The sequence below is a fragment of the Streptomyces sp. NPDC007971 genome, from assembly GCF_042958635.1.
In the GTDB taxonomy this organism is placed as follows: domain Bacteria; phylum Actinomycetota; class Actinomycetes; order Streptomycetales; family Streptomycetaceae; genus Streptomyces.
This window is the reverse complement of the sequence record NZ_JBIBJK010000014.1, coordinates 51,182-76,228: the sequence shown is the minus strand read 5'-3', so window position 1 is coordinate 76,228 and position 25,047 is coordinate 51,182. Positions and strand designations below refer to the sequence as shown.

The 25,047-nt window shown below is 70.9% G+C and carries 22 protein-coding genes; 5 read left to right on the top strand and 17 right to left on the bottom strand.

What is annotated here, in order from left to right; all coding sequences use genetic code 11:
- Positions 1–10 precede the first annotated feature (10 nt).
- Positions 11–778 (top strand): alpha/beta fold hydrolase, encoded by a 768-nt coding sequence (locus ACFZCP_RS28160; protein ID WP_391431772.1) that lies wholly within the window; start codon positions 11–13, stop codon positions 776–778.
- Positions 779–957: 179 nt separating this feature from the next.
- Here the strand turns inward: ACFZCP_RS28160 and htpG are convergent, their stop codons facing one another.
- The 6 genes from htpG to ACFZCP_RS28130 form a co-directional block, all read right to left on the bottom strand.
- Positions 958–2,787 (bottom strand): molecular chaperone HtpG, encoded by a 1,830-nt coding sequence (gene htpG / locus ACFZCP_RS28155; protein ID WP_391431769.1) that lies wholly within the window; start codon positions 2,785–2,787, stop codon positions 958–960.
- A gap of 183 nt (positions 2,788–2,970) precedes the next feature.
- On the bottom strand, positions 2,971–3,186 hold the full coding sequence (locus tag ACFZCP_RS28150) for a biotin/lipoyl-binding carrier protein (RefSeq protein ID WP_362687636.1): 216 nt from the start codon (positions 3,184–3,186) through the stop codon (positions 2,971–2,973).
- 38 nt (positions 3,187–3,224) lie between these two features.
- Positions 3,225–3,449: a DUF5988 family protein gene (locus tag ACFZCP_RS28145; RefSeq protein WP_362687639.1), complete on the bottom strand. Its 225-nt coding sequence runs from the start codon at positions 3,447–3,449 to the stop codon at positions 3,225–3,227.
- A gap of 67 nt (positions 3,450–3,516) precedes the next feature.
- Complete coding sequence (locus ACFZCP_RS28140; RefSeq protein WP_391431765.1) at positions 3,517–5,013, bottom strand: carboxyl transferase domain-containing protein; 1,497 nt, start codon at positions 5,011–5,013, stop codon at positions 3,517–3,519.
- A 281-nt stretch (positions 5,014–5,294) separates the two neighbouring features.
- On the bottom strand, positions 5,295–5,735 hold the full coding sequence (locus tag ACFZCP_RS28135) for a cold shock domain-containing protein (RefSeq protein ID WP_391431762.1): 441 nt from the start codon (positions 5,733–5,735) through the stop codon (positions 5,295–5,297).
- A gap of 237 nt (positions 5,736–5,972) precedes the next feature.
- Positions 5,973–6,392, bottom strand: coding sequence for a cold shock domain-containing protein (locus ACFZCP_RS28130; RefSeq protein WP_391432156.1), 420 nt, complete (start codon positions 6,390–6,392; stop codon positions 5,973–5,975).
- A 238-nt stretch (positions 6,393–6,630) separates the two neighbouring features.
- On the opposite strand from ACFZCP_RS28130, the gene ACFZCP_RS28125 reads away from it, so the two are divergent.
- Positions 6,631–7,869 (top strand): trypsin-like serine peptidase, encoded by a 1,239-nt coding sequence (locus tag ACFZCP_RS28125; protein WP_391431760.1) that lies wholly within the window; start codon positions 6,631–6,633, stop codon positions 7,867–7,869.
- 155 nt (positions 7,870–8,024) lie between these two features.
- Entirely contained in the window at positions 8,025–9,221 is a 1,197-nt protein-coding gene (locus tag ACFZCP_RS28120) for a trypsin-like serine peptidase (protein WP_391431757.1), read from the top strand.
- Between the two features lie 178 nt (positions 9,222–9,399).
- Here ACFZCP_RS28120 and hflX read toward each other — a convergent pair whose 3' ends face one another.
- The 6 genes from hflX to miaA all read right to left on the bottom strand — a co-directional run bounded on the left by hflX (position 9,400) and on the right by miaA (position 18,218).
- Entirely contained in the window at positions 9,400–10,893 is a 1,494-nt protein-coding gene (hflX, locus tag ACFZCP_RS28115; protein ID WP_391431753.1) for a GTPase HflX, read from the bottom strand.
- Between the two features lie 134 nt (positions 10,894–11,027).
- The gene (locus ACFZCP_RS28110) at positions 11,028–12,530 is read right to left on the bottom strand and encodes a M1 family aminopeptidase (protein ID WP_391431750.1); all 1,503 of its coding nucleotides are present in this window, start codon (positions 12,528–12,530) and stop codon (positions 11,028–11,030) included.
- Between the two features lie 237 nt (positions 12,531–12,767).
- The gene (locus ACFZCP_RS28105; protein WP_391431747.1) at positions 12,768–15,152 is read right to left on the bottom strand and encodes an HD domain-containing protein; all 2,385 of its coding nucleotides are present in this window, start codon (positions 15,150–15,152) and stop codon (positions 12,768–12,770) included.
- Positions 15,153–15,434: 282 nt separating this feature from the next.
- A complete protein-coding gene (gene dapF / locus ACFZCP_RS28100) occupies positions 15,435–16,304 on the bottom strand; it encodes a diaminopimelate epimerase (RefSeq protein WP_391431744.1) in 870 nt (289 codons plus the stop codon).
- Between the two features lie 291 nt (positions 16,305–16,595).
- The gene (locus ACFZCP_RS28095; protein ID WP_391432152.1) at positions 16,596–17,171 is read right to left on the bottom strand and encodes a hypothetical protein; all 576 of its coding nucleotides are present in this window, start codon (positions 17,169–17,171) and stop codon (positions 16,596–16,598) included.
- A 108-nt stretch (positions 17,172–17,279) separates the two neighbouring features.
- The gene (miaA, locus tag ACFZCP_RS28090; RefSeq protein ID WP_391431741.1) at positions 17,280–18,218 is read right to left on the bottom strand and encodes a tRNA (adenosine(37)-N6)-dimethylallyltransferase MiaA; all 939 of its coding nucleotides are present in this window, start codon (positions 18,216–18,218) and stop codon (positions 17,280–17,282) included.
- Positions 18,219–18,396: 178 nt separating this feature from the next.
- On the opposite strand from miaA, the gene ACFZCP_RS28085 reads away from it, so the two are divergent.
- Positions 18,397–18,675: a hypothetical protein gene (locus ACFZCP_RS28085; protein WP_391431737.1), complete on the top strand. Its 279-nt coding sequence runs from the start codon at positions 18,397–18,399 to the stop codon at positions 18,673–18,675.
- A 26-nt stretch (positions 18,676–18,701) separates the two neighbouring features.
- Positions 18,702–18,980 carry an antitoxin gene (locus ACFZCP_RS28080; protein ID WP_362687674.1) on the top strand — a complete coding sequence of 93 codons (279 nt, stop codon included), beginning with the start codon at positions 18,702–18,704 and terminating at the stop codon, positions 18,978–18,980.
- 499 nt (positions 18,981–19,479) lie between these two features.
- Here the strand turns inward: ACFZCP_RS28080 and ACFZCP_RS28075 are convergent, their stop codons facing one another.
- The 5 genes from ACFZCP_RS28075 to ACFZCP_RS28055 form a co-directional block, all read right to left on the bottom strand.
- Positions 19,480–20,193: a class III extradiol dioxygenase subunit B-like domain-containing protein gene (locus ACFZCP_RS28075; RefSeq protein WP_391431734.1), complete on the bottom strand. Its 714-nt coding sequence runs from the start codon at positions 20,191–20,193 to the stop codon at positions 19,480–19,482.
- Between the two features lie 203 nt (positions 20,194–20,396).
- On the bottom strand, positions 20,397–21,923 hold the full coding sequence (miaB, locus tag ACFZCP_RS28070) for a tRNA (N6-isopentenyl adenosine(37)-C2)-methylthiotransferase MiaB (protein ID WP_362687679.1): 1,527 nt from the start codon (positions 21,921–21,923) through the stop codon (positions 20,397–20,399).
- A 212-nt stretch (positions 21,924–22,135) separates the two neighbouring features.
- Positions 22,136–22,885 carry a protein phosphatase 2C domain-containing protein gene (locus tag ACFZCP_RS28065; protein WP_391431729.1) on the bottom strand — a complete coding sequence of 250 codons (750 nt, stop codon included), beginning with the start codon at positions 22,883–22,885 and terminating at the stop codon, positions 22,136–22,138.
- Between the two features lie 447 nt (positions 22,886–23,332).
- A complete protein-coding gene (locus ACFZCP_RS28060) occupies positions 23,333–23,749 on the bottom strand; it encodes a peptidoglycan-binding protein (RefSeq protein WP_391431726.1) in 417 nt (138 codons plus the stop codon).
- A gap of 103 nt (positions 23,750–23,852) precedes the next feature.
- Complete coding sequence (locus tag ACFZCP_RS28055; RefSeq protein WP_391431723.1) at positions 23,853–24,941, bottom strand: GH25 family lysozyme; 1,089 nt, start codon at positions 24,939–24,941, stop codon at positions 23,853–23,855.
- Between the last annotated feature and the right edge of the window lie 106 nt (positions 24,942–25,047).

Sequence of the window (25,047 nt, the reverse complement as noted above, 5' to 3'; positions counted from 1 at the left end):
CTGGAGTGGCATGTCTCAGCCTTCGCCCGGAGATGAACTGTGGTGCCGCCGATTTCACCCCGCCAAAAATCCGGCTGCTCGGCTGGTATGCCTCCCGCACGCAGGCGGGTCGGCGTCTTTCTACCTCCCGGTGGCGGCGGAACTGGGACCTGATGTCGACGTCCTTGCCATCCAGTACCCCGGCCGGCAGGACCGTCGTACGGAACAGTCCATCGACGACCTGGCCGTACTCGGCGACCGCATATACGAGGTGCTCCGACGGCAGCCGGAACTCCCGACCACGTTCCTCGGTCACAGCATGGGGGCCGTCCTCGGATTCGAGCTGGCTCGCCGTCTTGAGGCCGACGGACAGGGTCCGGTCCGGTTGTTCGCTTCCGGGCGCCGCGCGCCGTCCACGTACCGGGACGAGAACGCGCATCGCAGTGACGACGCGATTCTTGCCGAGGTGCGTCGGCTGAGCGGGACCGCGTCGGCTCTGCTCGGTGACGAGGAGATGATGCGGGCCGCGATGCCCTCGCTGCGCGCCGACTACAAGGCGGTCGAGACGTACCGCTGTGAGCCCGGGGCCACCGTGGACTGCCCGATCACCGTACTGACCGGCGACAACGACCCCAAGACCACCTTGGACGAGGCGAAGGCCTGGACCCAGCACACGACGGGATCGATCGACCTTCGGGTGTTCACCGGCGGTCACTTCTTCATCAGCGAGCGCAGCAAGGAGGTCCTCCAGGTGCTGGAGCAGCACTTCCGGGACGAACGCGCCCGCACCTCCGGCTGACTGTCCGCCCGGGTCGGCCGGCGCCGCCGTGCGCGTATTCCGATGGCCCCGCAACAGCCCGACATGTTCGGAAAGTTGGGGGCCGTCAGAGTTGTCAAAGGGTAATCAGGGTTCGGTTCACTCGCCCCGCGTCGCGTGACGCGGGGCGACTTCGTCACGACCGGCGAACGGTCAGGACCTCACATCGTCCTGGCAAGGCGGTCGGCGAGCAGCTTGGCGAAACGCGCCGGGTCCGCCAGGTCGCCGCCCTCCGCGAGCAGCGCGGTGCCGTACAGCAGCTCCGCCGTCTCGGTCAGCTCCGGGGCCTTCGCGCGAGCCTCGTGAGCGGACCGCAGCCCGCTGACCAGCGGGTGCTCGGGGTTCAGCTCAAGGATGCGCTTGACCTGCGGAACCTGCTGGCCCATCGCCCTGTACATCTTCTCCAGGGTCGGCGTCATGCCGTCGACATCGCTGACCAGGCACGCCGGCGAGTCGGTGAGCCGGGTCGTCAGGCGGACGTCCTTCACCTCGTCGAGCGTCTCGTTCAGCCACGTCAGCAGCTCGGCGTACGCACCGGACTTCTCCTCGGACAGCTCCTCGTCGGAGGGCAGGTCGACCGCGCCGCGCGCGACCGACTGGAACTCCTTGCCCTCGTACGCCTGCACCGCCTCGACCCAGATCTCGTCCACCGGGTCGGTGAGCAGCAGGACCTCGTACTCCTTGGCCTTGAACGCCTCCATGTGCGGGGAGTTCTCGACCTGTGCGCGGCTGTCGCCGGTCATGAAGTAGATCTTGTCCTGGCCGTCCTTCATCCGGGCCACGTAGTCGGCCAGGGTGGTCGGCTCCTCGGAGGCCGTGGAGGCGAACGACGCGATGTCGAGGATCGCCTTGTGGTCCTCGGCCCCGCCGAGCAGGCCCTCCTTGACGGCCGGGCCGAACTCCCGCCAGAACGTGCGGTACTTCTCCGCGTCGTTCGTCATGAGGTCCTTGATCGTGGACAGGACCTTCTTCGCGAGGCGGCGGCGGATCAGCTGGATGTGCCGGTCCTGCTGGAGGATCTCGCGGGAGATGTTGAGCGACAGGTCGGCCGCGTCCACGACGCCCTTGACGAAGCGGAGGTAGTCGGGCAGCAGCTCGCGGGTGTCGTCCATGATGAACACGCGCTTGACATAGAGCTGAACGCCGTGGCTGCCGTCGCGCTGGAAGAGGTCGTGCGGAGCACGCGAGGGGATGAACAGCAGGGCCTCGTACTCGAAGGTGCCCTCCGCCCGCATCTGGATGATCTCCAGCGGGTCGGTCCAGTCGTGGGTGACGTGCCGGTAGAACTCCTGGTACTCCTCGTCCTTGACCTCGGAACGCGGCCGGGCCCACAGCGCCTTCATCGAGTTGAGGGTGTCGTCCCCCATCCTGATGGGGAACGAGATGAAGTCCGAGTACCGCTTGACGATCTCCCGGATCTTCCAGTCCTCGGTGTAGTCGTAGAGCGCGTCCTCCTCGTCCTTGGGACGCAGGTGGACGGTCACCGACGTGCCTTCCGGCGCGTCCTCGACGGTCTCGATGGTGTAGGTGCCGTCACCGTCCGACTCCCAGCGTGTGCCCGTCGGTTCGCCGGCCTTGCGGGTGAGCAGGGTGACGTTGTCGGCGACCATGAAGGTCGAGTAGAAGCCGACGCCGAACTGGCCGATCAGCTCGGCCGATTCCTTGTTCTCCCGCAGCTGGCGCAGGGTCTCGGCGGTACCCGAGCGGGCGATGGTGCCGATGAGTCCCACGACGTCGTCGCGGGACATGCCGATGCCGTTGTCCCGCACGGTCAGGGTGCGCGCGTCCTTGTCGGCCTCGACGGCGATGTGGAGGTCGTCGGCCCGGAGGCTGTCGTCCGTGAGGCCGGCGAGGCGCCGTTTGTCCAGGGCGTCGGAGGCATTGGAGATGAGCTCGCGCAGGAAGATGTCCTTGTTCGAGTAGATCGAATGGACCATCAACTGCAGGAGCTGCCGCGCCTCGGCCTGAAACTCCAGCGTCTCGGTGCTCATGGGTTCCCTTCTTCTGTTCACGTGATGCGTGCGAGCACGCGGACCATCGAAATCTGACACACCGGCAACGGTCCGGACAAGCACACCCCACGGGCCCGAAGCTGTGCGCCGTCCGAGCCTCGGACGGTGCACGGCTTCGGCGTGCGGGTCGTGCGTCAGTACACAAATGCCCTGCTCATCGGGTTACCGGCCGATCACCGCGAGGAGGTCGCCCTCCTGGACGGTGTCGCCGGGGACGACCTGGACCTCCAGGATCCGGCCGCCGTTCTCGGCGAGGACGGGGATCTCCATCTTCATCGATTCGAGGACGACCAGAGGCTCGCCCTCGGCAATGGGGTCTCCGGCCGCGGTGAGCACCTCGCTCACGACGGCGACGATCTCGGCTCGTACCTCTTCCACCACCGGCTCCCTGGGGTGCGACTGCCCGGGCTGATCCGTCACTCGGCCACGTAGGTGCTGTGGGTCCACACGAAGACCCGCAGTTCGCGGTCGTCGACGAGGGTGGTCTCGGAACTGGCCTCGAAATGCTCGTAGCGGTTGCCGCGCGGAATCTTGACCTTGGAGGCGCCGAGATCCGCGAGATGGTGCAGCCGCTCCTCGGCGGCGACCGCGGTGACCGGGGCGCCGGTGAGGAACACGTTGGGGGCACCGTTGTTGTCCATGATCAGCCTCACTCTCTGGACTGAGGGGTCCCAGCTGCTGGAGGGGTTCCAGCTGCCGTCCGGGCTCTCACAGCGGGATGTTTCCGTGCGACCCGCGCCGGCAGGGCTCGGCGGCGAAGACCTCCGCCACCGCGGCCCGGGTCCGCGAAGGATCGATGACCTCGTCGATGACCCCGAGCGCGAGTCCCCGGTCGACACCGCCGGCGAGTCGCTTCTGTTCGTCGACGAGGCGGGCGCGCAGCTCCTCGCGCTCCGTTTCGGGCGCGGCGGCGAGCGCCTTGCGGTGCAGGATGCCCACGGCCGACTCGGCGCCCATCACCGCGACTTCGGCGTCGGGCCAGGCGAACACCCTGGTGGCTCCCAGGGACCGCGAGTTCATGGCGATGTAGGCACCGCCGTAGGACTTGCGGGTGACGACCGAGACGCGCGGTACGACCGCTTCGGCGAAGGCGTAGAGCAGTTTGGCCCCGCGCCTGACGACTCCGCCCCACTCCTGGGCGACGCCGGGAAGATAGCCGGGTACGTCGATCAGGCTGAGCAGCGGGACCCCCATGGAGTCACACAGCCGTACGAAGCGGGCGGCCTTTTCCGCGCTCAGCGAGTCCAGGCAACCGCCTTTGCGCAAGGGGTTGTTGGCGATGACTCCCACGTTCTGGCCGGCCAGCCGGCCGAGGCCGGTCACGACGTTCGGCGCCCACTTCGCATGGAACTCCTCGAAGGATCCGCCCTCGCCCGGTGCGCCGTCCGGATATCCGGGATCGCTGTCGAGGAGCCCGGTCACGAGCGGTCGTACGTCGTAGGCCCGCCGGGGTGAGGCGGGCAGCAGCGCGCGCAGGTCCCGGGCCGGGCCCACCGCTTCCAGGTCGGCCTTTCCGGGGACGGCGAGCAGGGCGGTCACCCTCCGGGCGCGCTCGCAGGCGTCGGCCTCGGAGCGGGCCACGATGTGGGTCACGCCGGACTTGCGGCCGTGGGCCTCGGTCCCGCCCAGCCCCTCCATGTCGATCTGCTCGCCGGTCACGCTGCGCACGACGTCGGGACCGGTCACGAAGATCCGGCCGGCGGGTGCCATGATCACCACGTCGGTGAGGGCCGGCCCGTACGCGGCGCCGCCGGCGGCCGCGCCGAGCACCACGGAGATCTGGGGGATCCTGCCGGAGGCACGGACCGTCGCGGAAAAGATCCGGCCGATCCCGTCCATGGCTTCGATGCCGTCGGCGAGTCTGGCGCCGCCGGAGTGCCACAGGCCGATGACCGGGCGGTTCTCCCTGAGAGCCAGGTCGATGGCGTCCGCGATGCGACTGCACTCCTCGAAGCCGACGGCTCCGCCCATCACCCGTGCGTCCGTGCAGAACGCGATGACGTCCACACCGTGGACCCGGCCGGACGCCACCGCCGTGGTGATCGCGTCGCTGTCGTGCACGACGGTGAGGGTTCCCTCGTCCAGCAGCCGTGCCAGTCGGACCAGCGGGTCGCGCGGGTCGTTCTCGACGAGGGCCGCGCGACCGTCCGGCTCGCCCCCGGTGCCCGCCGGCCCCGGCGGGGCGGCTGTGGGCAGCTCCGTCATGGCATGTCCCCTCTCCACGGGTTGATTCGCTCACACCGAAAAGGGAAGGGCCGGGTGCAACGGGGGGCGCACCCGGCCCTGGTCTGCATGCGGACGCCCGAGCCGTCCGTTCGTCCTGTGGGTCCTCGGACCTGGCCGTCAGCAGATGGCCCCTGCTGTCAGCCCTCGGCCCGTCCTGTAGGCCCTCGAAGCCGTGCCTTCAGTCCTCGAACCCGTGCTGTCAGCCCTCGGACCTCGTTTCCAGTCCTCGAACCCGTGCTGCCGGTCTTCGCACCCTGCTCTCAGTCCTCGACCCAGCCGTGCCGCTTGCCGAACAGGACCAAGTGCTTGCGCATGGCGAGAATCTGCTGGCCCGTCAGCTCCGGCACGGAGTTCAGCAGAAGCTCGGTCACCTCTCGGGTGTACTCGGCCGAGCCGAGTACGTCACACATCGTGTCCTGGCCCTCCGCGGACGACGGGCCGGCCGGTGCCACGGGAATCCGCGGGCCGGGCACCTCCGCCAGCACCGCCGGCTCCTGCGACTCGGCGAGCCGCACCCCGGAGGCCTTCAGCCCGCGGTCACCGTCCTCGACCTCGAACTCCACCATGAGTCCCGAGCGCACCGACGACTCGGGAATGAGCAGATCGTTCACATGCAAGAAGACGTCTTCCCCACCATGGTCCGGCGCGATGAAGCCATACCCACGCATCCCGTCGAACCGGATCACTCGACCGACAGCCATCCCCAAACCCCTCACTCCGGGCACCGTGCCCAACACCTTGAGCCGGATCGTAACAACGCACATCACCGCGGTTCGTGCGCCAGTTGAACAGTCCCATCACAACCGCTCAGTAACACGGCAACGTTGTCTGCATTCACGCCACCGGGCCCGGCCGTTCAGGTTGAACACACCTTTGGCCAGGCCGGGTTGAACGCGCGTCTTCGGACACGGATGTCCGGTCGCCGTGAACGGGTCGGCTCAGCCTTCGACCCAGCCGTGCCCGCGCCCGAATTCCACGACCTTGCGCCGGATCACCAGGATCTGCTCGGCGGTGAGGGAAGGCGCCGTGGCCAGCAGCAGCTCCGTGATCTCCCGGTTGAGTTCCGCCGTGGAGAACACGTCGCACAACGGCTCCCCGTCATCCGCCGCGTTTCCGTGACCCACCGAAAGGGATTTCAGGGACGCTCGGTCGACACCGTCGGCGAGCCGTACGGACGAAGCCCTCAGGCCCCGCTCACCCTCTTGGATCTCGAATTCGACCTGTAGGCCGGAACGGAGATATTCCTCAGGAATCATCAAGTCGTTCACGTGAAGAAATACATCTTCTCCGCCATGCGCCGGGGCGATGAATCCAAAACCCCGCACATTGTCAAAACGCACCACTCGACCCGCAACCACAGCCACTTCCACACTTCCACAGAACTCGGACACCACTGCGCGAACTTGACCCCGCCCCGCGCGGCCGATGCTATCGGGTGACCGACAGCAAGGACAGCCCCGGGTGATTGCCAGGTCAGGCCGCTGTAGCCGAACCGTTGCGGTACCGTCGGAACTCCCCCACGGCGAGCGCATAGTGTGTGGTCCCGTTGTCAGGGCCGAAGCGCCGAGTTCCTTTACAGCAGGGGGAGTCACCACCATGCGATCCATACGGCCGTCGTTCACCATTCGCAGAGGGAGCGGCGGGGCACGCCGGACCTCCCCCGTGCTGGCGACGGTCGCTCTCGTCTCCACGCTCGCGCTGACGGCCACCGCGTGCAACGGCGACGGTGACGACAACGCCGACGGCAGGCCGAGCGCCGGCACGACCGCGAACGGCACCGGCGACGGAAAGATCCAGATCCCGGACGACATCAAGAACAAGCTCAAAGAGCACGGGATCGACGTCGACAAGTGGAAGAACGGCGCCTGGAAGAACTGGAACCGGCAGGACTGGCTGCGCGAGGCCAACGACTTCATCAATCCGATCATCAAGGGTCTGTGGGACCCGGACCGGATGCGGGGCGCCAACGACCCGGACAAGGACAAGGGCGTCGACGACAACGACATCTCCGGTGACCAGGGGGTGACGGACCCGACGCCGGCGCCGGTGAAGGCCCAGGCGGTCCGGCCGCCGTACCACACCAACGCGGCCACGTCGGGCAAGGTCTTCTTCGACTCTCCCGAGGGCACGATGGTTTGCTCGGCGACAGTCGTCGAGGACCCGGCGCACCCGGGCAAGTCCAACCTGATCTGGACGGCGGGCCACTGTGTCCACGCCGGCCAGAAGGGCGGCTGGTACCGCAACATCGCCTTCGTGCCGTCGTACAACAACCAGGGCAGTTCCACCGCGCAGCTGCAGAACGCGAGCCGGTCCGAGATCGCCCCGTACGGCGTCTGGTGGGCCGACGCGGCGAAGACCTCGCAGCAGTGGATCGACGGGGGCGGCGAGACCGGCGGCAAGGGTGCCTCGTACGACTTCGCGGTCATCCACGTGACGCCGGAGCAGGGCAACGCCGGCAAGTCGCTGGAGGAGACGGTCGGCGGCGCGCTTCCGGTGAACTTCAACGCCCCGGCCGTGCCGAAGGTGAAGAGCATCACGGCGACCGGCTACCCGGCGGCGCCCCCCTACGACGGTCAGCTGGCGTACCAGTGCCAGGACAAGCCGGGCCGGCTCTCGATCGCCAAGGCGGACCCGACGATGTACCGGATCGGCTGCACGATGACGGGCGGCTCCTCCGGCGGCGGCTGGGTGGAGACGGGTGCCGACGGCAAGCCGGCGCTGGTGTCCAACACGTCGATCGGCCCGGTGACTTCGGGCTGGCTGGCCGGTCCGCGGCTGGGCGACGTGGCCAAGGGCGTGTACGAGTCGGTGAGCAAGAAGTTCGCCCGGCAGTGAGCCCTTGGCAGTAGGCGGTTGAGCGGCCCATCCGCTCGGCGGGGCCATGGACGGCGGCGGGGCGCCTCACGGAAACCTTCACCGTCTCGCCGCCGTCCGTCCCCAACCCCGCGGGCATAGTGGGGTGTCAACATTTCATCGGGGGTCATCGCAGCATGCGTTTCGCACGTAGTTCCTCGGCGCGCCCGCGCCGTACCGTCCTCGCCGCGACCGGTCTCGTCGCCGCCCTGGCGCTCACCGCCACCGCCTGCAACGGCTCGGGCGACGACAAGGCGGACGACCGGCCGGGGGCCTCGGCCTCCCGGGCCGACGGCGGCGGCAAGGTCCACATCCCGGCCGACATCGCGAACAAGCTCAAGCAGCACGGGATCGATGTCGACAAGTGGCAGAACGGCGGCTGGAAGGACTGGGACAAGAACAAGTGGCTGAGTGAGGCCAAGGACTTCGTCAATCCGGTGATCGCCGGTCTGTGGAAGCCGGAGCGGATGAAGTCCGCGAAGGAGGCCAACAAGACGGTCACCGCCAAGGACGCCGCCGCCGACCAGGGCGTGAGCGACCCGGAGCCGCGGCCGGTGCAGGCCGAGGCGGAGAAGACGCCGTACCACGACAACGCCGCGCCGGTGGGCAAGGTCTTCTTCGACTCGCCCGAGGGCCACATGGTCTGCTCCGGAACGGTGATCAAGGACGTCAACCATCCGGGCAAGTCCAACCTGGTGTGGACGGCGGGCCACTGCGTGCACGCCGGCAAGGACGGTGGCTGGTACCGCAACATCGCCTTCGTGCCGTCGTACAACGACCTCGGCAAGTCCGAGGCGGACCTGTCGAACGCGAGCACCTCGCAGGTCGCCCCCTACGGCACCTGGTGGGCGGACTGGGCGTCGACGTCGAACCAGTGGATCCAGGGCGGCTCGGAGACGGGCGGCGCGGGTGCGGCGTACGACTACGCGGTGCTGCACGTGAAGCCCGAGTCCGGGGCGAAGTCGCTGGAGGAGACGGTCGGGGCGGCCCTCGACGTCGACTTCTCGGCGCCGTCCGCGGCCTCGGCCGGGACCATGGGTGCCTGGGGCTACCCGGCGGCACCGCCGTACAACGGGCTGAAGATGTTCAAGTGCCTCGACCGGCCCGGTCGGCTGGCGCTGAGCCCGTCGCTGCCGACGATGTACCGGATCGGCTGCACGATGACCGGCGGCTCCTCCGGTGGCGGCTGGTTCCGGGTGGTGAACGGCAAGACCGCGCTGGTGTCCAACACCTCCATCGGCCCGGCGGACAACACCTGGCTGGCGGGCCCGCAGCTGGGCCCGACGGCCGAGGCGCTCTACCAGAACATGAGCAGGACGTACGGCGGTCGGTGACCGCGCCGGTGCCGGCCTAGCCGGCACCACCGGTACGTCAGGGACGTCAGGGACGTCAGGGACGTCAGGGACGTCAGGGACTGCCGTACGGCGAAGGCCCGCCACCCCGAGGGGTGGCGGGCCTTCCTGCTGTGCCGGGTCGGAGCGCCGGGTCAGCCCGCGGGTGCGGGCCGCCGGGTCAGGCCGCGGATGCGGGCGCGTAGGGCGCCAGGTCCGCCGCCAGCTCCTCGTGCACCCGGGCCTTGAGCAGGGTGCCCTCCGCGGTGTGCTCCTCGGAGATCACCTCGCCCTCGGTGTGGGCGCGGGCGACGAGCTTGCCGTGCGTGTACGGGACGAGCGCCTCGATCTCGACCGAGGGGCGTGGCAGCTCGTTGTCGATCAGCGCGAGCAGTTCGTCGATGCCCTGGCCGGTGCGGGCGGAGACCACGATGGAGCGCTTCTCGACCCGCAGCAGCCGCTGGAGGACCAGCGGGTCGGCCGCGTCCGCCTTGTTGATCACGACGATCTCGGGCACGTCGGTGGCACCGACGTCCCTGATCACCTCGCGCACGGCGGCCAGCTGCTCCTCCGGTACCGGGTGCGAGCCGTCCACCACGTGCACGATCAGGTCGGCGTCGCCGACCTCCTCCATGGTGGAGCGGAACGCCTCGACCAGGTGGTGCGGCAGGTGGCGGACGAAGCCGACCGTGTCGGCCAGGGTGTACAGGCGGCCGCTCGGGGTCTCCGCGCGGCGGACGGTCGGGTCCAGGGTCGCGAACAGGGCGTTCTCGACCAGGACGCCCGCGCCCGTCAGGCGGTTGAGCAGGGAGGACTTGCCGGCGTTGGTGTAGCCCGCGATGGCGACGGACGGCACCTTGTTGCGCCGGCGCTCCTGGCGCTTGATCTCGCGGCCGGTCTTCATCTCCGCGATCTCCCGGCGCATCTTCGCCATCTTCTCGCGAATCCGTCGCCGGTCGGTCTCGATCTTGGTCTCACCGGGACCACGGGTGGCGAGGCCGCCGCCCTTGCCGCCGCCCATCTGGCGGGACAGCGACTGACCCCAGCCGCGCAGCCGCGGCAGCATGTACTGCATCTGCGCGAGCGCGACCTGCGCCTTGCCCTCGCGGGACTTGGCGTGCTGGGCGAAGATGTCGAGGATCAGGGCCGTACGGTCGATGACCTTGACCTTGACGACGTCCTCCAGCTGGATCAGCTGGCCCGGGCTCAGCTCACCGTCGCAGATGACGGTGTCCGCGCCCGTGTCGACCACGATGTCGCGCAGCTCCAGGGCCTTGCCGGAGCCGATGTAGGTGGCCGCGTCGGGCTTGTCGCGGCGCTGGATGACGCCGTCGAGGACGAGCGCGCCCGCGGTCTCCGCGAGGGCGGCCAGCTCCGCGAGGGAGTTGTCCGCGTCCTGCACGGTCCCGGTGGTCCACACGCCCACGAGCACGACCCGCTCCAGGCGGAGCTGGCGGTACTCGACCTCGGTGACGTCCTCAAGCTCGGTGGACAGGCCCGCCACACGGCGCAGGGCCGCGCGCTCGGAGCGGTCGAACTGGTCACCGTCCCGCTCGCCGTCGATCTCGTGGCTCCAGGCGACGTCCTCTTCCATCAGGGCATCGGCCCGAAGACCTTCGGGATAGGCGTGCGCGAGGCGCTTGGTGTCCTGGGAAGGGGAAGAAGAGGAGGTCATTGGATCCTTAACGTCGATGGGAGGCCACAGTGGCCCTCATAGCGTAGAACGCGCGAGCACCCCGGGAGATTCCCGCGGGCCGTGCCGCGCCGACCTGACGATGGTCGCACGGCACGGCCCGTCTCGTCACCGCCTTATTTCCGGCGCGGGCCCTTGGCGCTCTTGGGCGACGCGGTGGGCTTCCAGTCCGGGTGGCCGGGCATCGGCGGGGTCTTCTCGCCGTACAGCCAGCCCTTGAAGAAGCCCGTCAGGTCGCGGCCTGCGACGGTCGAGGCGAGGTGGACGAAGTCGGCGGTGCTCGCGGTGGAGTCCCGGTGCTCCTGGACCCACATCCGCTCCAGGCGTTCGAAGGCGGGCTGGCCGATCTCCTGGCGCAGGGCGTACAGCACGAGCGCCGCGCCGTCGTAGATGTTGGGGCGGAAGATGCTGATCTTCTGCCCGGGCGCGGGTGCCTTGGGCTGGGCGGGCGGGCCGCCGGCCTCACGCCAGCGGTCGGAGGAGCCGTAGGCCGCCTTCATCCGCTCCTCCATGGGCTTGTTCGCCTTCTCCTGAGCGTAGAGGGCCTCGTACCAGGTGGCGTGCCCCTCGTTCAGCCAGACGTCGGACCAGCTGCGGGGGCTGACGCTGTCGCCGAACCACTGGTGCGACAGCTCGTGCACCATGATCGACTCGATGTACCACTTGGGGTAGGCGGGCTCGCTGAAGACGTGCTTCTCGAAGAGTGAGAGGGTCTGCGTCTCCAGCTCGAATCCGGTGGAGGCCTGGGCCATGAGCACGCCGTACGTCTCGAACGGGTACCGGCCGACCTTGCCCTCCATCCAGGCGATCTGGTCGGGCGTCTTCGCGAGCCAGGGTTCGAGCGCCTTGCGGTCGGCGCTGGGCACGACGTCCCGGATCGGCAGTCCGTCCGGTCCCGTACGGCGTACGACGGCGGAGCGGCCGATGGACACCTGAGCGAGTTCGGTGGCCATGGGGTGCTGGGTGCGGTAGGTCCAGGTGGTGGAGCCGTCGACCTTCTCCACGCCGGCGGGCACGCCGTTGGCGACGACGGTGTAGTCGTTCGGCGCGGTGATCCGGAAGGTGAACATCGCCTTGTCGGACGGGTGGTCGTTGGACGGGAAGACCAGGTGGGCGGCGTCGGCCTGGTTCGCCATGGCCAGGCCGTCGGAGGTGCGCACCCAGCCGCCGTCCTGGTCCTTGGCGGCGACGGGGTTGCTGGTGTGCTTCACGGTGATCCGCGTCCAGCTGTCCTCGTGCAGGGGTCTGTCCGGCGTGACGACGAGGTCCTCGCCCGCGCTGCTGAAGGTGGCGGGGTGGCCGTCGACCTGCACGGACTGGACCGTGCCGTGGGCGAAGTCGAGATTGATGCGCTCCAGGTCGGCGGTGGTCCAGGCGTTGATCGTGGTGACGGCCTGGAGCGGTTTGTCGTTGGTGCCGGGGTAGGTGAAGGACAGGTCGTACGACGCCACGTCGTACCCCGGGTTGCCGAGATACGGGAAGAGCCGGTCGCCTACCCCCAGGGGCTCGGCCGGAGCGGCGGCAGCGAGGAGGCAGAGGGAGACGGCGGAGGCGAGCAGGGCGGCCTTCGTGCGCCGGGCGGGCCGGGGGTGCGGGCGCGAGCGGGGGGTGAGCAGCATGCATCACCGCTACCAGCGCCCGGGGGCGCTTCGGCGGCGACGCGCTTCCGGCCCACTCGAACGGGTTGGGTCGGGGACGCCTTCTTCAGGAAGGCTTCCGGACGAAGTCCCGTTCCCGGGGCAGTAGGGCGGGGCAGAAGGGTTCTGTGCGGGAATCCAGTCCCGCCGGGGCAGGAAGGGCTTTGTGCGGGGATCCCGTCCTCAGGACAGGAAGGGCTCTGTACAGGGATACCGTCCTCAGGACGCCGGCGCCTGGTGCTGGGCCCGGCTCACGTCGTACACCCCGGGCACGTCGCGCATCGCGCGCATGAGGGCCGGGAGGTGGGCGGCGTCGGGGAGTTCGAGGGTGTAGGTGTGGCGCACCCGCTGCTGGGTGGGCGGCTCCACGGTCGCGGAGACGATCTCGGCGCCCTCCACGGCGATCGCCTCGGTCAGATCGGCGAGCAGATGAGGGCGGCCGAACGATTCAGCGACCAGTGTGACCCGGCAGGCGGTGGACTCTCCCCAGCGCACGCCGATCTCCGCGCGCCCCCGACTCTTCATGTGTGCCACCGCCGCACACCCCACGCGGTGCACGGTCACCACTCCCCCGCGTACGGCGAAACCGGTGATCTCGTCGGGCGGTACGGGCGTACAGCAGCCGGCGAGGCGTACGGCGACTCCGGGACGGTCCGCGAGGACGTCGGCACCGCGCGGGCGGGCGGCCGGGGCGCCGTCGGGTGCGGCGGACCCGCGCGGGGTGCGACCGGACGCGACGGCGTCGGTCCCGGAGAGCAGGGGGGACCCGGAGGAGCGGGACGACCCGGAAGGCCGGGTGGTCCGGGTGGTCCGGGGGGAGCTCTTGGCCGCGCCAGGCGCGCCGTTCGCCGCGGCCGTGCGGTGTCCCCCGCCCTCCGTGCCTCCTTCGCTCCCGGCGCCTTCGCCCTGCGCACCACCGGCACCGCCGGCCGCGAGGCCCGCGGCCCTTCCCGCACCCGTGGCGCTGCCGCCCGCGCCGTCGCTCCCGCTCTCCGCTCCCCCGCCCGGATGCGCCGCCAGCCATCGCTGGATGGCGATGCGGGCGGCCGGGGTGTGGGCGTGCTCCAGCCACTCCCGGGAGGGCTCGGAGGCCGGGTCCTGTCCCATCAGGAGCTGGACGGTGTCGCCGTCCGTCAGGACCGTGCTGAGGGTCGCCAGGCGGCCGTTGACGCGGGCGCCGATGCAGGCGTGGGCGTCCTCGCCGTACTGCGCGTAGGCGGCGTCGACACAGGTGGCGCCCTCGGGCAGGCCCAGGGTGCCGCCGTCGGGCCGGAAGACGGTGATCTCGCGGTCCTGGGCGAGGTCCTCGCGCAAGGTGGACCAGAAGGTGTCGGGATCGGGCGCGGCCTGCTGCCAGTCGAGCAGGCGGGAGAGCCAGCCGGGGCGGGTGGGGTCGGCGCGCTCGCCGTCGGCCGCCTGGGACTGCTCCTCCGCCGACGGAGCGTAGGGATTGCCGAGCGCGACGACCCCGGCCTCGGCGACCTTGTGCATCTGGTGGGTACGGATGAGGACTTCGGCGACCTGGCCGTCCGCGCGGGCGACGGCGGTGTGCAGCGACTGGTAGAGGTTGAACTTCGGTACGGCGATGAAGTCCTTGAACTCGGAGACGACCGGGGTCATGCACGTGTGCAGCTCGCCGAGGACCGCGTAGCAGTCGGCGTCCTCGCCCACGAGCACCAGCAGCCGGCCGAAGTCGGCACCGCGCAGTTCTCCGCGCTTGCGGGCCACGCGGTGGACGGAGACGAAGTGCCGGGGGCGGATGAGGACTTCGGCCGGAATGTCGGCCTCGCGCAGCACCCCGCGGACCTCGTCGGCGACCTCGGCGAGGATGTCGTCGGGGCCGGTCGCGTTCGCGGCGATCAGTTCTCTGGTGTGTGCGTACTCCTCGGGGTGGAGGATGGCGAAGACGAGGTCCTCCAGCTCCGTCTTCAGGGCCTGCACGCCGAGGCGTTCGGCGAGCGGGATGAGGACGTCCCGGGTGACCTTGGCGATCCGCTCCTGTTTCTCGGGGCGCATCACACCGAGGGTGCGCATGTTGTGCAGGCGGTCGGCGAGTTTGATCGACATCACCCGCACGTCGCTGCCCGTGGCGACGAGCATCTTGCGGAAGGTCTCGGGCTCGGCCGCCGCCCCGTAGTCGACCTTCTCCAGTTTTGTGACACCGTCGACCAGATAGCGCACCTCCTCGCCGAACTGCTCCCGGACCTGATCCAGCGTCACATCCGTGTCCTCGACGGTGTCGTGGAGCAGGGAGGCGGTCAAGGTGGTGGTCTCCGCGCCGAGTTCGGCGAGGATCAGGGTCACGGCCAGCGGGTGGGTGATGTAGGGCTCGCCGCTCTTGCGCATCTGGCCGCGGTGCGAGGACTCCGCCAGGACGTAGGCGCGGCGCAGGGGTTCGAGATCCGCGTCGGGGTGGTGGGCGCGGTGCGCCTCGACGACGTGGCTGATCGCGTCGGGCAGCCTGCCGCGGGCGGCGGGGCCGAGCAGCGCGGCCCGGCCGAGCCGACGCAGGTCGATCCGGGCACGGGACTTCCTGCGGGCCACTGCGGGCGCCGTGGGCGCTACCGGGCCAGGGGTCGCAGGGTTCGTGGCCTCCGCACTCATGGCAACCTCCGGCTCGTCGACCGGCGGACAGAGCCCAGGGCATGCGCGGCTCAGGGAAGGCGACGTTCCCCCGTCCGTGCCGGTGCTTGATGCTATCGAGCCCAGCACGCGCGACCGACCGCCTCTCGCCGACCGTGAAACGGATCACCCAATCGAGCGATGAGTAAGAGGTTTAGAGTTTGCGCCACCTGCGCTGCACTCGGCCGCGGTTTCGAACAGACCCAGCCGCCCGAAACCGCTGATCCGGGCGTCCGGAGCCGCCGCGGCCGATGTTTCGACAGGTCAGCTGAGCGCGTTTTCCAGCCACTTGCCGTCGATCTCGCCCTCGGCGACGATCACGGCGGGTCCGGTCATCTCGATCTCGCCGTCGGGCCGTTCGGTGATGACCAGGCGACCGCCGGGCACGTCCACGGTGTAGGTCGCCGGGGCACCGGTGACGGCCGGATCGGCGCCGTCGCGCCGGGCGGTCGCCACGGCGACCGCGCATGCGCCTGTGCCGCACGAGCGGGTCTCGCCGGAGCCGCGCTCGTGCACGCGCATCGCGACGTGGCGGGGGCCGCGGTCGACGACGAACTCGACGTTCACACCGTCCGGGTAGGCGCTCGCCGGGGAGACCGGCGGCGGATCGTACAGGGTGCCGGCGTGCGCGAGGTCGTCGACGAAGGCGACGGCGTGCGGGTTGCCCATGTTCACGTTGCGCGCGGGCCAGCTGCGCTCGCCGACGCTCACGGTGACCTCGCCCGCGGGCAGGCTTGCGCGGCCCATACCGATGGTGATGTCACCGTCCTTGGCGATGTGGACGGTCTTCACGCCCGCGCGCGTGGCGATCGCGAGGTCGCCTTCGGCCACGTGTCCGGCGCGCTGGAGGTAGCGGGCGAACACCCGGGTGCCGTTGCCGCACATCTCGGCGATCGAGCCGTCGCCGTTGCGGTAGTCCATGAACCACTCCGCCTCGGCGGCCATCTCCCGGGCCTCCGGGTGCGCGGCGGACCGCACGATGTGGAGCACCCCGTCACCACCGATCCCGGCGCGGCGGTCGCACAGGGCGGCCACGGCGGCCGGGGTGAGGTCGAGGGTGTTCTCCGGGTCCGGGACGATCACGAAGTCGTTCTCGGTGCCGTGACCCTTGAGGAAGGCGATCCGCGTGCTCATTCCTCGATCGTACGGGAGCGCACAGCCGTCGATCGTTCGGGAACGCAGGGCCGTCGACCGTTCGGGAGCGCACGGCCCTCGATGGTTCGGGAGCGCCCGCTGGGGTGCCGACGAGAGGTGGGGGCCGGTGCCGAGCGGAGGGACGGTGCGGGACGGCCGGGGCGAGTCGGTGGGGGTGTGTCGATCAGGGGCGCGTCGGGTGGCGGGGCCGCTTCGGTCGGGGTCGATCGCGGCCACGCGACGGCAGTCGGACGTCGACAACGGCCCCGTGGCCTTGCAGGGCAGGGCGCTTCAGCGCAGCCGGGCCACTCGCCACACCGCTAGGACGGCCACCACGGCGACCAGCAGCATGTATCCGATCACGACCCGCCAGTCGGGGCGGCGTCCGGAGCCACGCGGGGGCAGGCCGGGCCAGGTGTAGCCCACGCGGCGGGCGGCCATCATGCCCCAGCCTGCGGCGCAGGAGCAGATCAGCAGGCCCAGCATGGCGATGACCGCGCCGCTGTCGCCGAAGTCGAAGGCGAGCGGGAAGGCGAACATCAGGGAGCCGCCCGCGGCCAGCGCCACGATGGGCGCGAGCTGCCAGATGCGCAGGCGCCGCTGCGGGCGCAGCTCGACCTCGACCTCGGGACCGCCCGCGTACATCTCCTCGGGCGTCGGTCCGTCGGCGGTCACACCGCCCGGGGTGTCCTCGGGGCCGTCGTCGGCCAGACGGTCTTCGATCAGACCGTCCTCGATCAGACGGTCCTCGGTGAGACGGTCCTCGATCAGACCGTCCTCGATCAGACGGTCCTCGATCGGTTCCGGTTCGCCGCCGGTGCTAACGTGCTCGGCACTTGGTGCGGTGTCGCGAGGGCCGGCCTCCATCGCCACGCGCCCTCCCAACTAGGACTTCACTCGGTCGATCGGAGCTCGATGATGGCACGGCGTCACGGGCCGCGATGACCGGCGGCGCATCCCGATGCCATGACGTGATCAGGCTGTAACCGGTCGTTCGACCAACGCCTGGGCAAGTCGTGGAAGTGCCGCACGGTCCGCCGCGGCACCGCTCAGCCAGTGCACCCGGGGATCCCGCCTGAACCATGAATCCTGACGGCGCGCGAAGCGTTTGGTGGCGCGTACGGTCTCCGCCCGCGCCTCCGCTTCGCTGCACGCCCCGGCAAGCGCCGCGAGCACCTGCTGGTACCCGAGCGCGCGCGACGCCGTGCGCCCCTCGCGCAGCCCTTGCGCCTCCAGGTCTCGCACCTCGTCCACGAGCCCCGCGTCCCACATCCGGTCCACCCGGCGCGTGATGCGCTCGTCGAGCTCGGGGCGGGCGACGTCGACACCGATCTGGACGGTGTCGTAGACGGAGTCGTGACCGGGGAGGTTGGCGGTGAAGGGCTGGCCGGTGATCTCGATCACCTCCAGCGCGCGGACGATGCGGCGCCCGTTGCTGGGCAGGATCGCGCGGGCCGCCTCGGGGTCGGCAGCGGCCAGGCGCGCATGCAGCGCACCCGGGCCGCGCACCGCCAGCTCCTCCTCCAGACGGGCCCTGACCTCGGGGTCCGTGCCGGGGAACTCCAGGTTGTCGACGGCCCCGCGGACGTAGAGGCCGGAGCCGCCGACCAGGATCGGCCAGCGGCCCTCGGCGAGCAGAGCGTCGATCCGGGCGCGGGCCAGTCTCTGGTACTCGGCGACGGAGGCGGTGACCGTCACGTCCCAGATGTCCAGCAGGTGGTGCGGGACGTCGCCGCGTTCCTCGGGCGTCAGCTTGGCGGTGCCGATGTCCATCCCTCGGTAGAGCTGCATGGAATCGGCGTTGACGACCTCCCCACCGAGTTGCTGGGCCAGGAATACGCCCAGATCGGACTTTCCGGCCGCGGTGGGTCCGACGACGGCGATGACGCGGGGGGTGGAGGATGCACTGCTCACCGCACCAGTCTCGCAAACCTCAGGGACACGCCTCGAACGAGTTACGTGACGGGAGGGATCTCCGGTCGTTGCACCGAGGTGCCGCCCGCCGATCATCGGACGGGGTGACCCGGGCGGCGCAAACGGACGCACCGTTTGACGCGGGATTTCGCCCGCACGAGTAACGTATGGAGTGGATATGGGCGTTTTTGCACGACTCCTCGGCAGGGACAGGCCGAAGACGGCAACGGAGGCGTCGGCCGCCGAGGCACCGGCCGGTACCGAGCCGGAAGGGGCCGGCACACAGGAGGCGGCTCAGGCCACGGAGCCCGAGGAGCAGGCCGACGACGGGCGCGAAGGCGCGGCGGCGGAGGCTGAAGCGGTCGGGACCGAGGCGGCCGAGGGCGCCGAGATCCCCAGGCAGCAGTCCGCGGACGAGGCCGCCGACCGTGAGGCCGACGAGGGCGCCCGCACCTGACTGTCCCCGTGAGGGAAGGTGGACCAATGGGTCTCATGGACAACGTGAAGGCCAAGCTCGCCCAGGCCGAGGACAAGGTGTCGGACCTCGCGCGCCAGCACGGCGGCAAGGTGCAGCACGGCATCGACAAGGCCGCCAAGGCCGTGGACGAGCGGACCAAGGGCAAGTACAGCGACAAGATCCACGCCGGTACGGACAAGGCGAAGGGTGCGATGGACCGCCTCGCGCACACGCAGAAGGCCGGTCCGGAGGCCGGCGACGCCGCCACGCCGACCCGGCCGGAGGGCCCGCCACCGGCTTCCTGAGCGGCATGCGGATCGGCGGACGGCCGCGGAGCGCCACGGCTCCCGGCCGTCCGCCGTGTCCACACCCTGGCGTCCGCCTCGTCCCTACCCGGGCATCCGCCGTACCCGCGACCAGGTGTCCGCCGTACCCGCGACCGGGCGTCGGCCGCTTCCGCACCCTGGCGTCCGCTTCGTAAATCCGGGCATCCGCCGTACCCGCGACCGGGTGTCCGCCGTGCCCGCGACCGGGCGTCGGCCGCTTCCGCACCCTGGCGTCCGCTTCGTAAATCCGGGCATCCGCCCGTACCCGCGACCGGGTGTCCGCCGTGCCCGCGATCGGGCGTCGGGCGCTTCCGCACCTTGGCGTCCCTGGTTTCCGCGCCTGGGTGTCCAAGCGGTTCGGACTTGGGCGTCGGGCGGGTTCGGGCCCGTGAGTCCGACGTGTCCGCGCCCCGGCGGCTCCGGCTGTGTGCCGGTCGAGACGGCTCCCGGGGCGCTGTGCAGCCCCTCTCCGGTCCGTCTACGACCACCCGGCGACCAGGTACCCGACCCCATAGGGCGCGTCGTCGTACAGCAGCGAGCCCGCCAGACCCGCGCCCTCGGCCGCCCCGGCGAGGACCTGCCAGGGCGCGCGGCCGGAGGCCTTCAGCTCGTGCGCCAGCTCGGCGTCCAGCGTCTGGAGGGCCGCCACGTCCGCCGCCGCCAGCGCACGCGCGACCTCGGCGTCGAAGGGTGCCGCACGTTCGTCGAGGTATCCCGGGGCCTTGAGCGTGCGGCACGCGCTGGCGTCTCCCATCACCAGCAGCGCGACCCGTCCGGCCCGGGCGGCGATGTCCCTGCCGGCGCCGATGCACCGCTCGGGTGCGAGGGGTTCCCCGATGCCGAGTCCCTCGATCGGGGCGCTGGCCCAGCCCGTCCGCTCCAGCAGCCAGGCGGCGACGGCCAGCGAGGGTGGCAGCTCACGCTCGGTGACAGCGCCCGTGGCGGGTCCCAGCCGTACCCCGACGTCGACGCCGAAGCCGCGGAAGGACCCCACGGCGCCCTGCGGGTGCACTCCCCGCCCGCTCTGCTCGGCGGGCCCGACCACCACCAGCAGCTCGGGGCGGGCGGCGGCGAGTACGCCGAGTGCGTCCGTGCACGCCGCGCGCGCGGCATCCATTTCGGGCGCGGCACCCGCGGCGACCTCGGGCACGAGCAGCGGCGGGCAGGGGCAGACGGCTGCGGCGACAAGCATGATCGGCAGCGTATCCGCAGGACGGCCGGGCGTCAGTCCTCGATCGCCACGTCGGTCAGGTCCGGCGGTCAGGCCGGTCCAGCAATCCGGCCGCTCCGGCAGTCAGGACCGTCCGGCACTCAAGGCGGCCCAGCGGCCTGGACCGTCCGGCGCTCAGGCCGGTCCGGAGGGTGCCGCCGGACCGGGCCCGATGCGTACGGTCCTCAGTCGCAGCCGCAGCCGCCGGTGGCGGCAGGCAGCGGGTCGGGCACGCCGATCTTCGGGAGGCCGAGCAGCACGCCGGCCGGCTTCGCCGCCTGCGCCGCGTTGCGCTTCTCCCAGGCGTCGCCCGCGCGCGTGCGGCGCACGTCGAGGACGGCGCCCTCGGCGAGCAGGTGGTGCGGCGCGGCATAGGTGATCTCGACGGTGACCACGTCGCCGGGACGCACCTCCTGGTCCGGCTTGGTGAAGTGGACCAGGCGGTTGTCGGGGGCGCGGCCGGAGAGGCGGTGGGTGGCGCCGTCCTTGCGCCCCTCGCCCTCGGCGACCATCAGCTCCAGGGTGCGGCCGACCTGCTTCTTGTTCTCCTCCCAGGAGATCTCCTCCTGGAGGGCGACGAGACGCTCGTAGCGCGCCTGGACGACCTCCTTGGGGATCTGGTTCTCCATGGTCGCGGCCGGGGTGCCGGGCCGCTTGGAGTACTGGAAGGTGAACGCCTGCGAGAAGCGCGCCTCGCGGACGGCGTGCAGCGTCTGCTCGAAGTCCTCTTCGGTCTCCCCCGGGAAGCCGACGATGATGTCAGTGGTGATCGCGGCGTGCGGGATGGCGGCGCGGACCTTGTCGATGATCCCGAGGAAGCGCTCCTGGCGGTAGGAGCGGCGCATCGCCTTCAGGACGGTGTCCGAGCCGGACTGCAGCGGCATGTGCAGCTGCGGCATGACGTTCGGCGTCTCGGCCATGGCGGCGATGACGTCGTCCGTGAAGTCGCGCGGGTGCGGGGAGGTGAAGCGGACGCGCTCCAGACCCTCGATGTTCCCGCAGGCGCGCAGCAGCTTGCTGAAGGCCTCGCGGTCACCGATGTCGGAGCCGTAGGCGTTGACGTTCTGCCCGAGCAGCGTGATCTCGGAGACGCCCTCGGCGACCAGGGCCTCGATCTCGGCGAGGATGTCGCCGGTGCGGCGGTCCTTCTCCTTGCCGCGCAGGGCCGGGACGATGCAGAAGGTGCAGGTGTTGTTGCAGCCGACGGAGATCGAGACCCAGGCCGCGTACGCGCTCTCCCGCCGCGTCGGCAGGGTGGACGGGAAGGCCTCCAGCGACTCGGCGATCTCGACCTGCGCCTCCTCCTGCACCCGGGCGCGCTCCAGCAGAACGGGCAGCTTGCCGATGTTGTGCGTGCCGAAGACGACGTCCACCCAGGGCGCCCTCTTCACGATGGTGTCCCGGTCCTTCTGCGCGAGGCAGCCGCCGACCGCGATCTGCATCCCGGGCCGCGAGGCCTTCCTCGGCGCGAGCCGGCCCAGGTTGCCGTAGAGCCGGTTGTCGGCGTTCTCGCGCACGGCGCAGGTGTTGAAGACGACCACGTCGGCGTCGCCGTCCGCGCCCTCGGGGGCACGCACGTACCCGGCCTCTTCGAGCAGCCCGGACAATCGCTCGGAATCGTGGACGTTCATCTGGCACCCGTAGGTGCGGATCTCGTAGCTCTTGGGGGCGTGAACGTCCACTGCGGGGCTCCGGTCGCTGCTGCTGGTCATCCCTCAAGGGTAGGCGCTTCCCGGACACCCCCGGCCCGGTGCTTCCCCCGCGGGCGGGACCCGGCACGAGAGGCGGGCGGGACCACGCCCGACGGGCTGCTCGACGCCGTGCGGACGACCTCCGGGCGGGATCCGTCCCGGCCGGTCGGGCGCGATCCGTCCCGGCCGGTCGGGCGCGATCCGTCCCGGCCGGTCGGGCGGGCGCCCGTCTGTCATTCGCCCGTGACGCGTGCGACCGCCAGCGTGATGTTGTCCGGGCCGCCCGCCTCGATGGCGGCCTTCCACAGCTCGAAGGCCACCCGGCCGTCGTCCCGCTCCCGCATCACCTCGTCGAGCACGTCCGGCGGCACCGGATCGGTCAGGCCGTCGGTACAGATGAGATAGCGGTCGCCGGGAGCCAGCGGCTCGACGGTCACGTGGGGGCGCACGGCCCGGTACGTGCGGGTGCCGCCCAGGCACTGGGTGACGATGGAGGTGGTGCGCCGCCCGGGCTCCAGCGGCGGGCTGTCGTCGACGCTCACCTGGCGCAGCCCGTCGGGGCCGTCCTTGAGGACCCGGCTGTCGCCCACGTTGAACACCAGCAGTGAGCCGGATCGTACGACGGCTCCGGCGACCGTCGTCCCCATGGCCGCGAGCTCGCCTCCCGCATCGCCGCCGGCAGCCTCGTACACGGCGCGATTGCAGGCGTTCAGGACGTCCCGCACGGCGTCCTCGCCGGCCAGGACGGGGCCGGTCGACGCGAGCCGGCGGACGACCAGGGCACTGGCCACGTCGCCTCCGGGATGCCCGCCGAGGCCGTCGGCGACGGCGACGACCAGGGGCGTCCCGATCGGGAAGAGCAGGGTCTGCGGACTCTGGGTCACCGTGGCGCACAGGGTCCACGGCCCGATCACGAGGCTGTCCTCGTTCCGCTCGCGGAGCAGCCCCGGATGACTCAGCGCACTCACCGCCACGTACCGCATGGAACGTCACCGCCTTTTCGCACGGAACGCACCGCCGGGGACCGGTCGGCGCCGCTCGTGAGGGTCGGCACCCGCAGGTGCGGGTCTCGGGGGCGGGATCTCCTCGGCCTCCCGCTGCCGGACTCCGGCCGCTCTTGGTCCTGCCTTCAGGGTAAGAGCCTGCGGGACGCCCCCTTCCCTCCATCCCCCCGCTTCGTGAGAGGGGATGGAGGGAGCACGGAGGCGGCACGGAGGCGGCACGGAGGCGGCACGGAGGCGAGACCGCAGCCCCGAGGCTGCGGCCTCGCCAGTCGTGCGCAGGGGTCTCCTCCTGCTTCCCGTGCCCGGCCGGCTCAAACGCTCGGCCGGCTCAAGCGCTCAGTCAGCCCAAGGGCTCGGCCTGCTCCCGTGCCCGGCCGGCTCCAGTGGCCCGGATGGTTCCCGTGCTCGGCCGGCTCCGGTGCTCGGCTACTTCCTGTACCCGCCGCGCAGCACCGGCCAGGTCTCCGGTCCCACCGAGCCGTCCTTGCTGAGGCCGTAGTCGGACTGGAGCTTCTTCACCGCTGCCGTGGTGTTGTCGCCGTAGATGCCGTCGACCGTGCCCGGGTTGTACCCCCAGTACTTCAGCAGGCACTGGACCTCGGCCGTTCGGTCCCCGACGTGTCCGGGGGAGACGACGTCGTTCCAGGCCCAGCTGTAACCCGCCGTGTAGCCGGCGTAGTTGGCGGTCTCGCGCCAGTGGACGCTGCAGCTGTAGGTCGCGGCGGCGCGGAGCGGTGCCGTCACGGCGGAGCTCGTCGCCGCCGTGACGGCGGGCGCTGCGGCGAGACCGCCGCCGAGCGCCACTGCGGTCATCGCGAGCACGGCCTTCGTACGCATGGACATGGTGCGTCTTCCTCTCTGCGAGTGTTTCGTGGGACCCGCACGCACGGACAGAGCAGTGCGGGTGGTCGGGAGACGGCCTGCTCCGGCCCCTCGGGGCATGAGGTCAATTCACCAGTGCCAGCCAGGTGCCGGGGCCGACGACGCCGTCGGGGGTCAGCTGGTTGCGGGTCTGGAAGGCGACCACCGCGTCCCGCGTGCCCGCGCCGAAGGACCCGTCGACCGACAGCGACGCGCCGTGGGCGTCCAGCAGGTACTGAAGGGTGGTCACCTGGCGGCCGGCGTAGCCCTGCTGGACGACCGGCCAGGCGCCGGCCCTGGGCGGCGGGGGCGGGGTGTAGGTGCCCTTGCGGGCGAGGTTCCGCAGGTCCCGCGCCGTGCCGTTGAACAGGTCCTGGTCGCCGGGGAAGGGCCCGGAGTCGGAGGTCTGCCAGATCGCGTAGCGGGACCAGCCGTCGGGCAGCGGATGCGGGGTGCCGGTGTAGCTGCCGATCCACAGCAGGTTGGTGGCGGCGAAGGCGGACGAGTTGCCGGTGCACTGCGACCACCACGACGCGTTGGTGTTGATCACCGGGTGGCGGCCGGTGCGGCGCAGGTATTCGCCGTCGAACGAGGCGATCCAGCGGACCGTCGTCCCCGGGTCCACCCCGTAGCACGTGGGCAGGCCCGGGGTGGGCTCGACGTCGAGGACGCCCGGCAGGGTCTTGCCGTCGGGCCGCCAGGCGCCTCCGTGGTCGACGAAGTAGTCGGCCTGGGCGGCGCCGGAGGACTTGTCCGGCCGGGCGAAGTGGTAGGCGCCGCGGATCAGGCCGGCTTGCGCCGCTCCGTCGTACTGTCCGGAGAAGCGGGAACTGATGTAGGTCGTGCCCTCGGTCGCCTTGACGTAGGCGAAGGAGGCTCCGCCTGCGGCGACCGCGGCCCAGTCCACGGTCTCCTGGTAGGCGCTGACGTCGAGTCCTCGCACGGCGGCACCCGCGGCACCGGCGGCCGGCCGCGGCTGTGTTCCGTGGCCCCGGCCGGTGCCGGGCGCGCCGTGGACGGGGCCTGTCGCGCCGGCCGGCACGAGGCCCGTACCGACGGTGGCCGTCGCCGTTGCCGGGGTGGCCAGCAGTGCGGCGGTGACGGCCACCGCGGCGAATCCACCGAGGGCCGCCCCTGGCCCTACCCGTCCCCGCCCCACCCGTTCATGCGCCATCCGTACATGTCCTTTCGGTCGTCCGCCCGTTGTGGCGGTGGTCATGGGGCCGCGTGGCCGTGACGGCCACGCGGCCGGGGAACGGCATCCCCGCGTCCACGTCCGG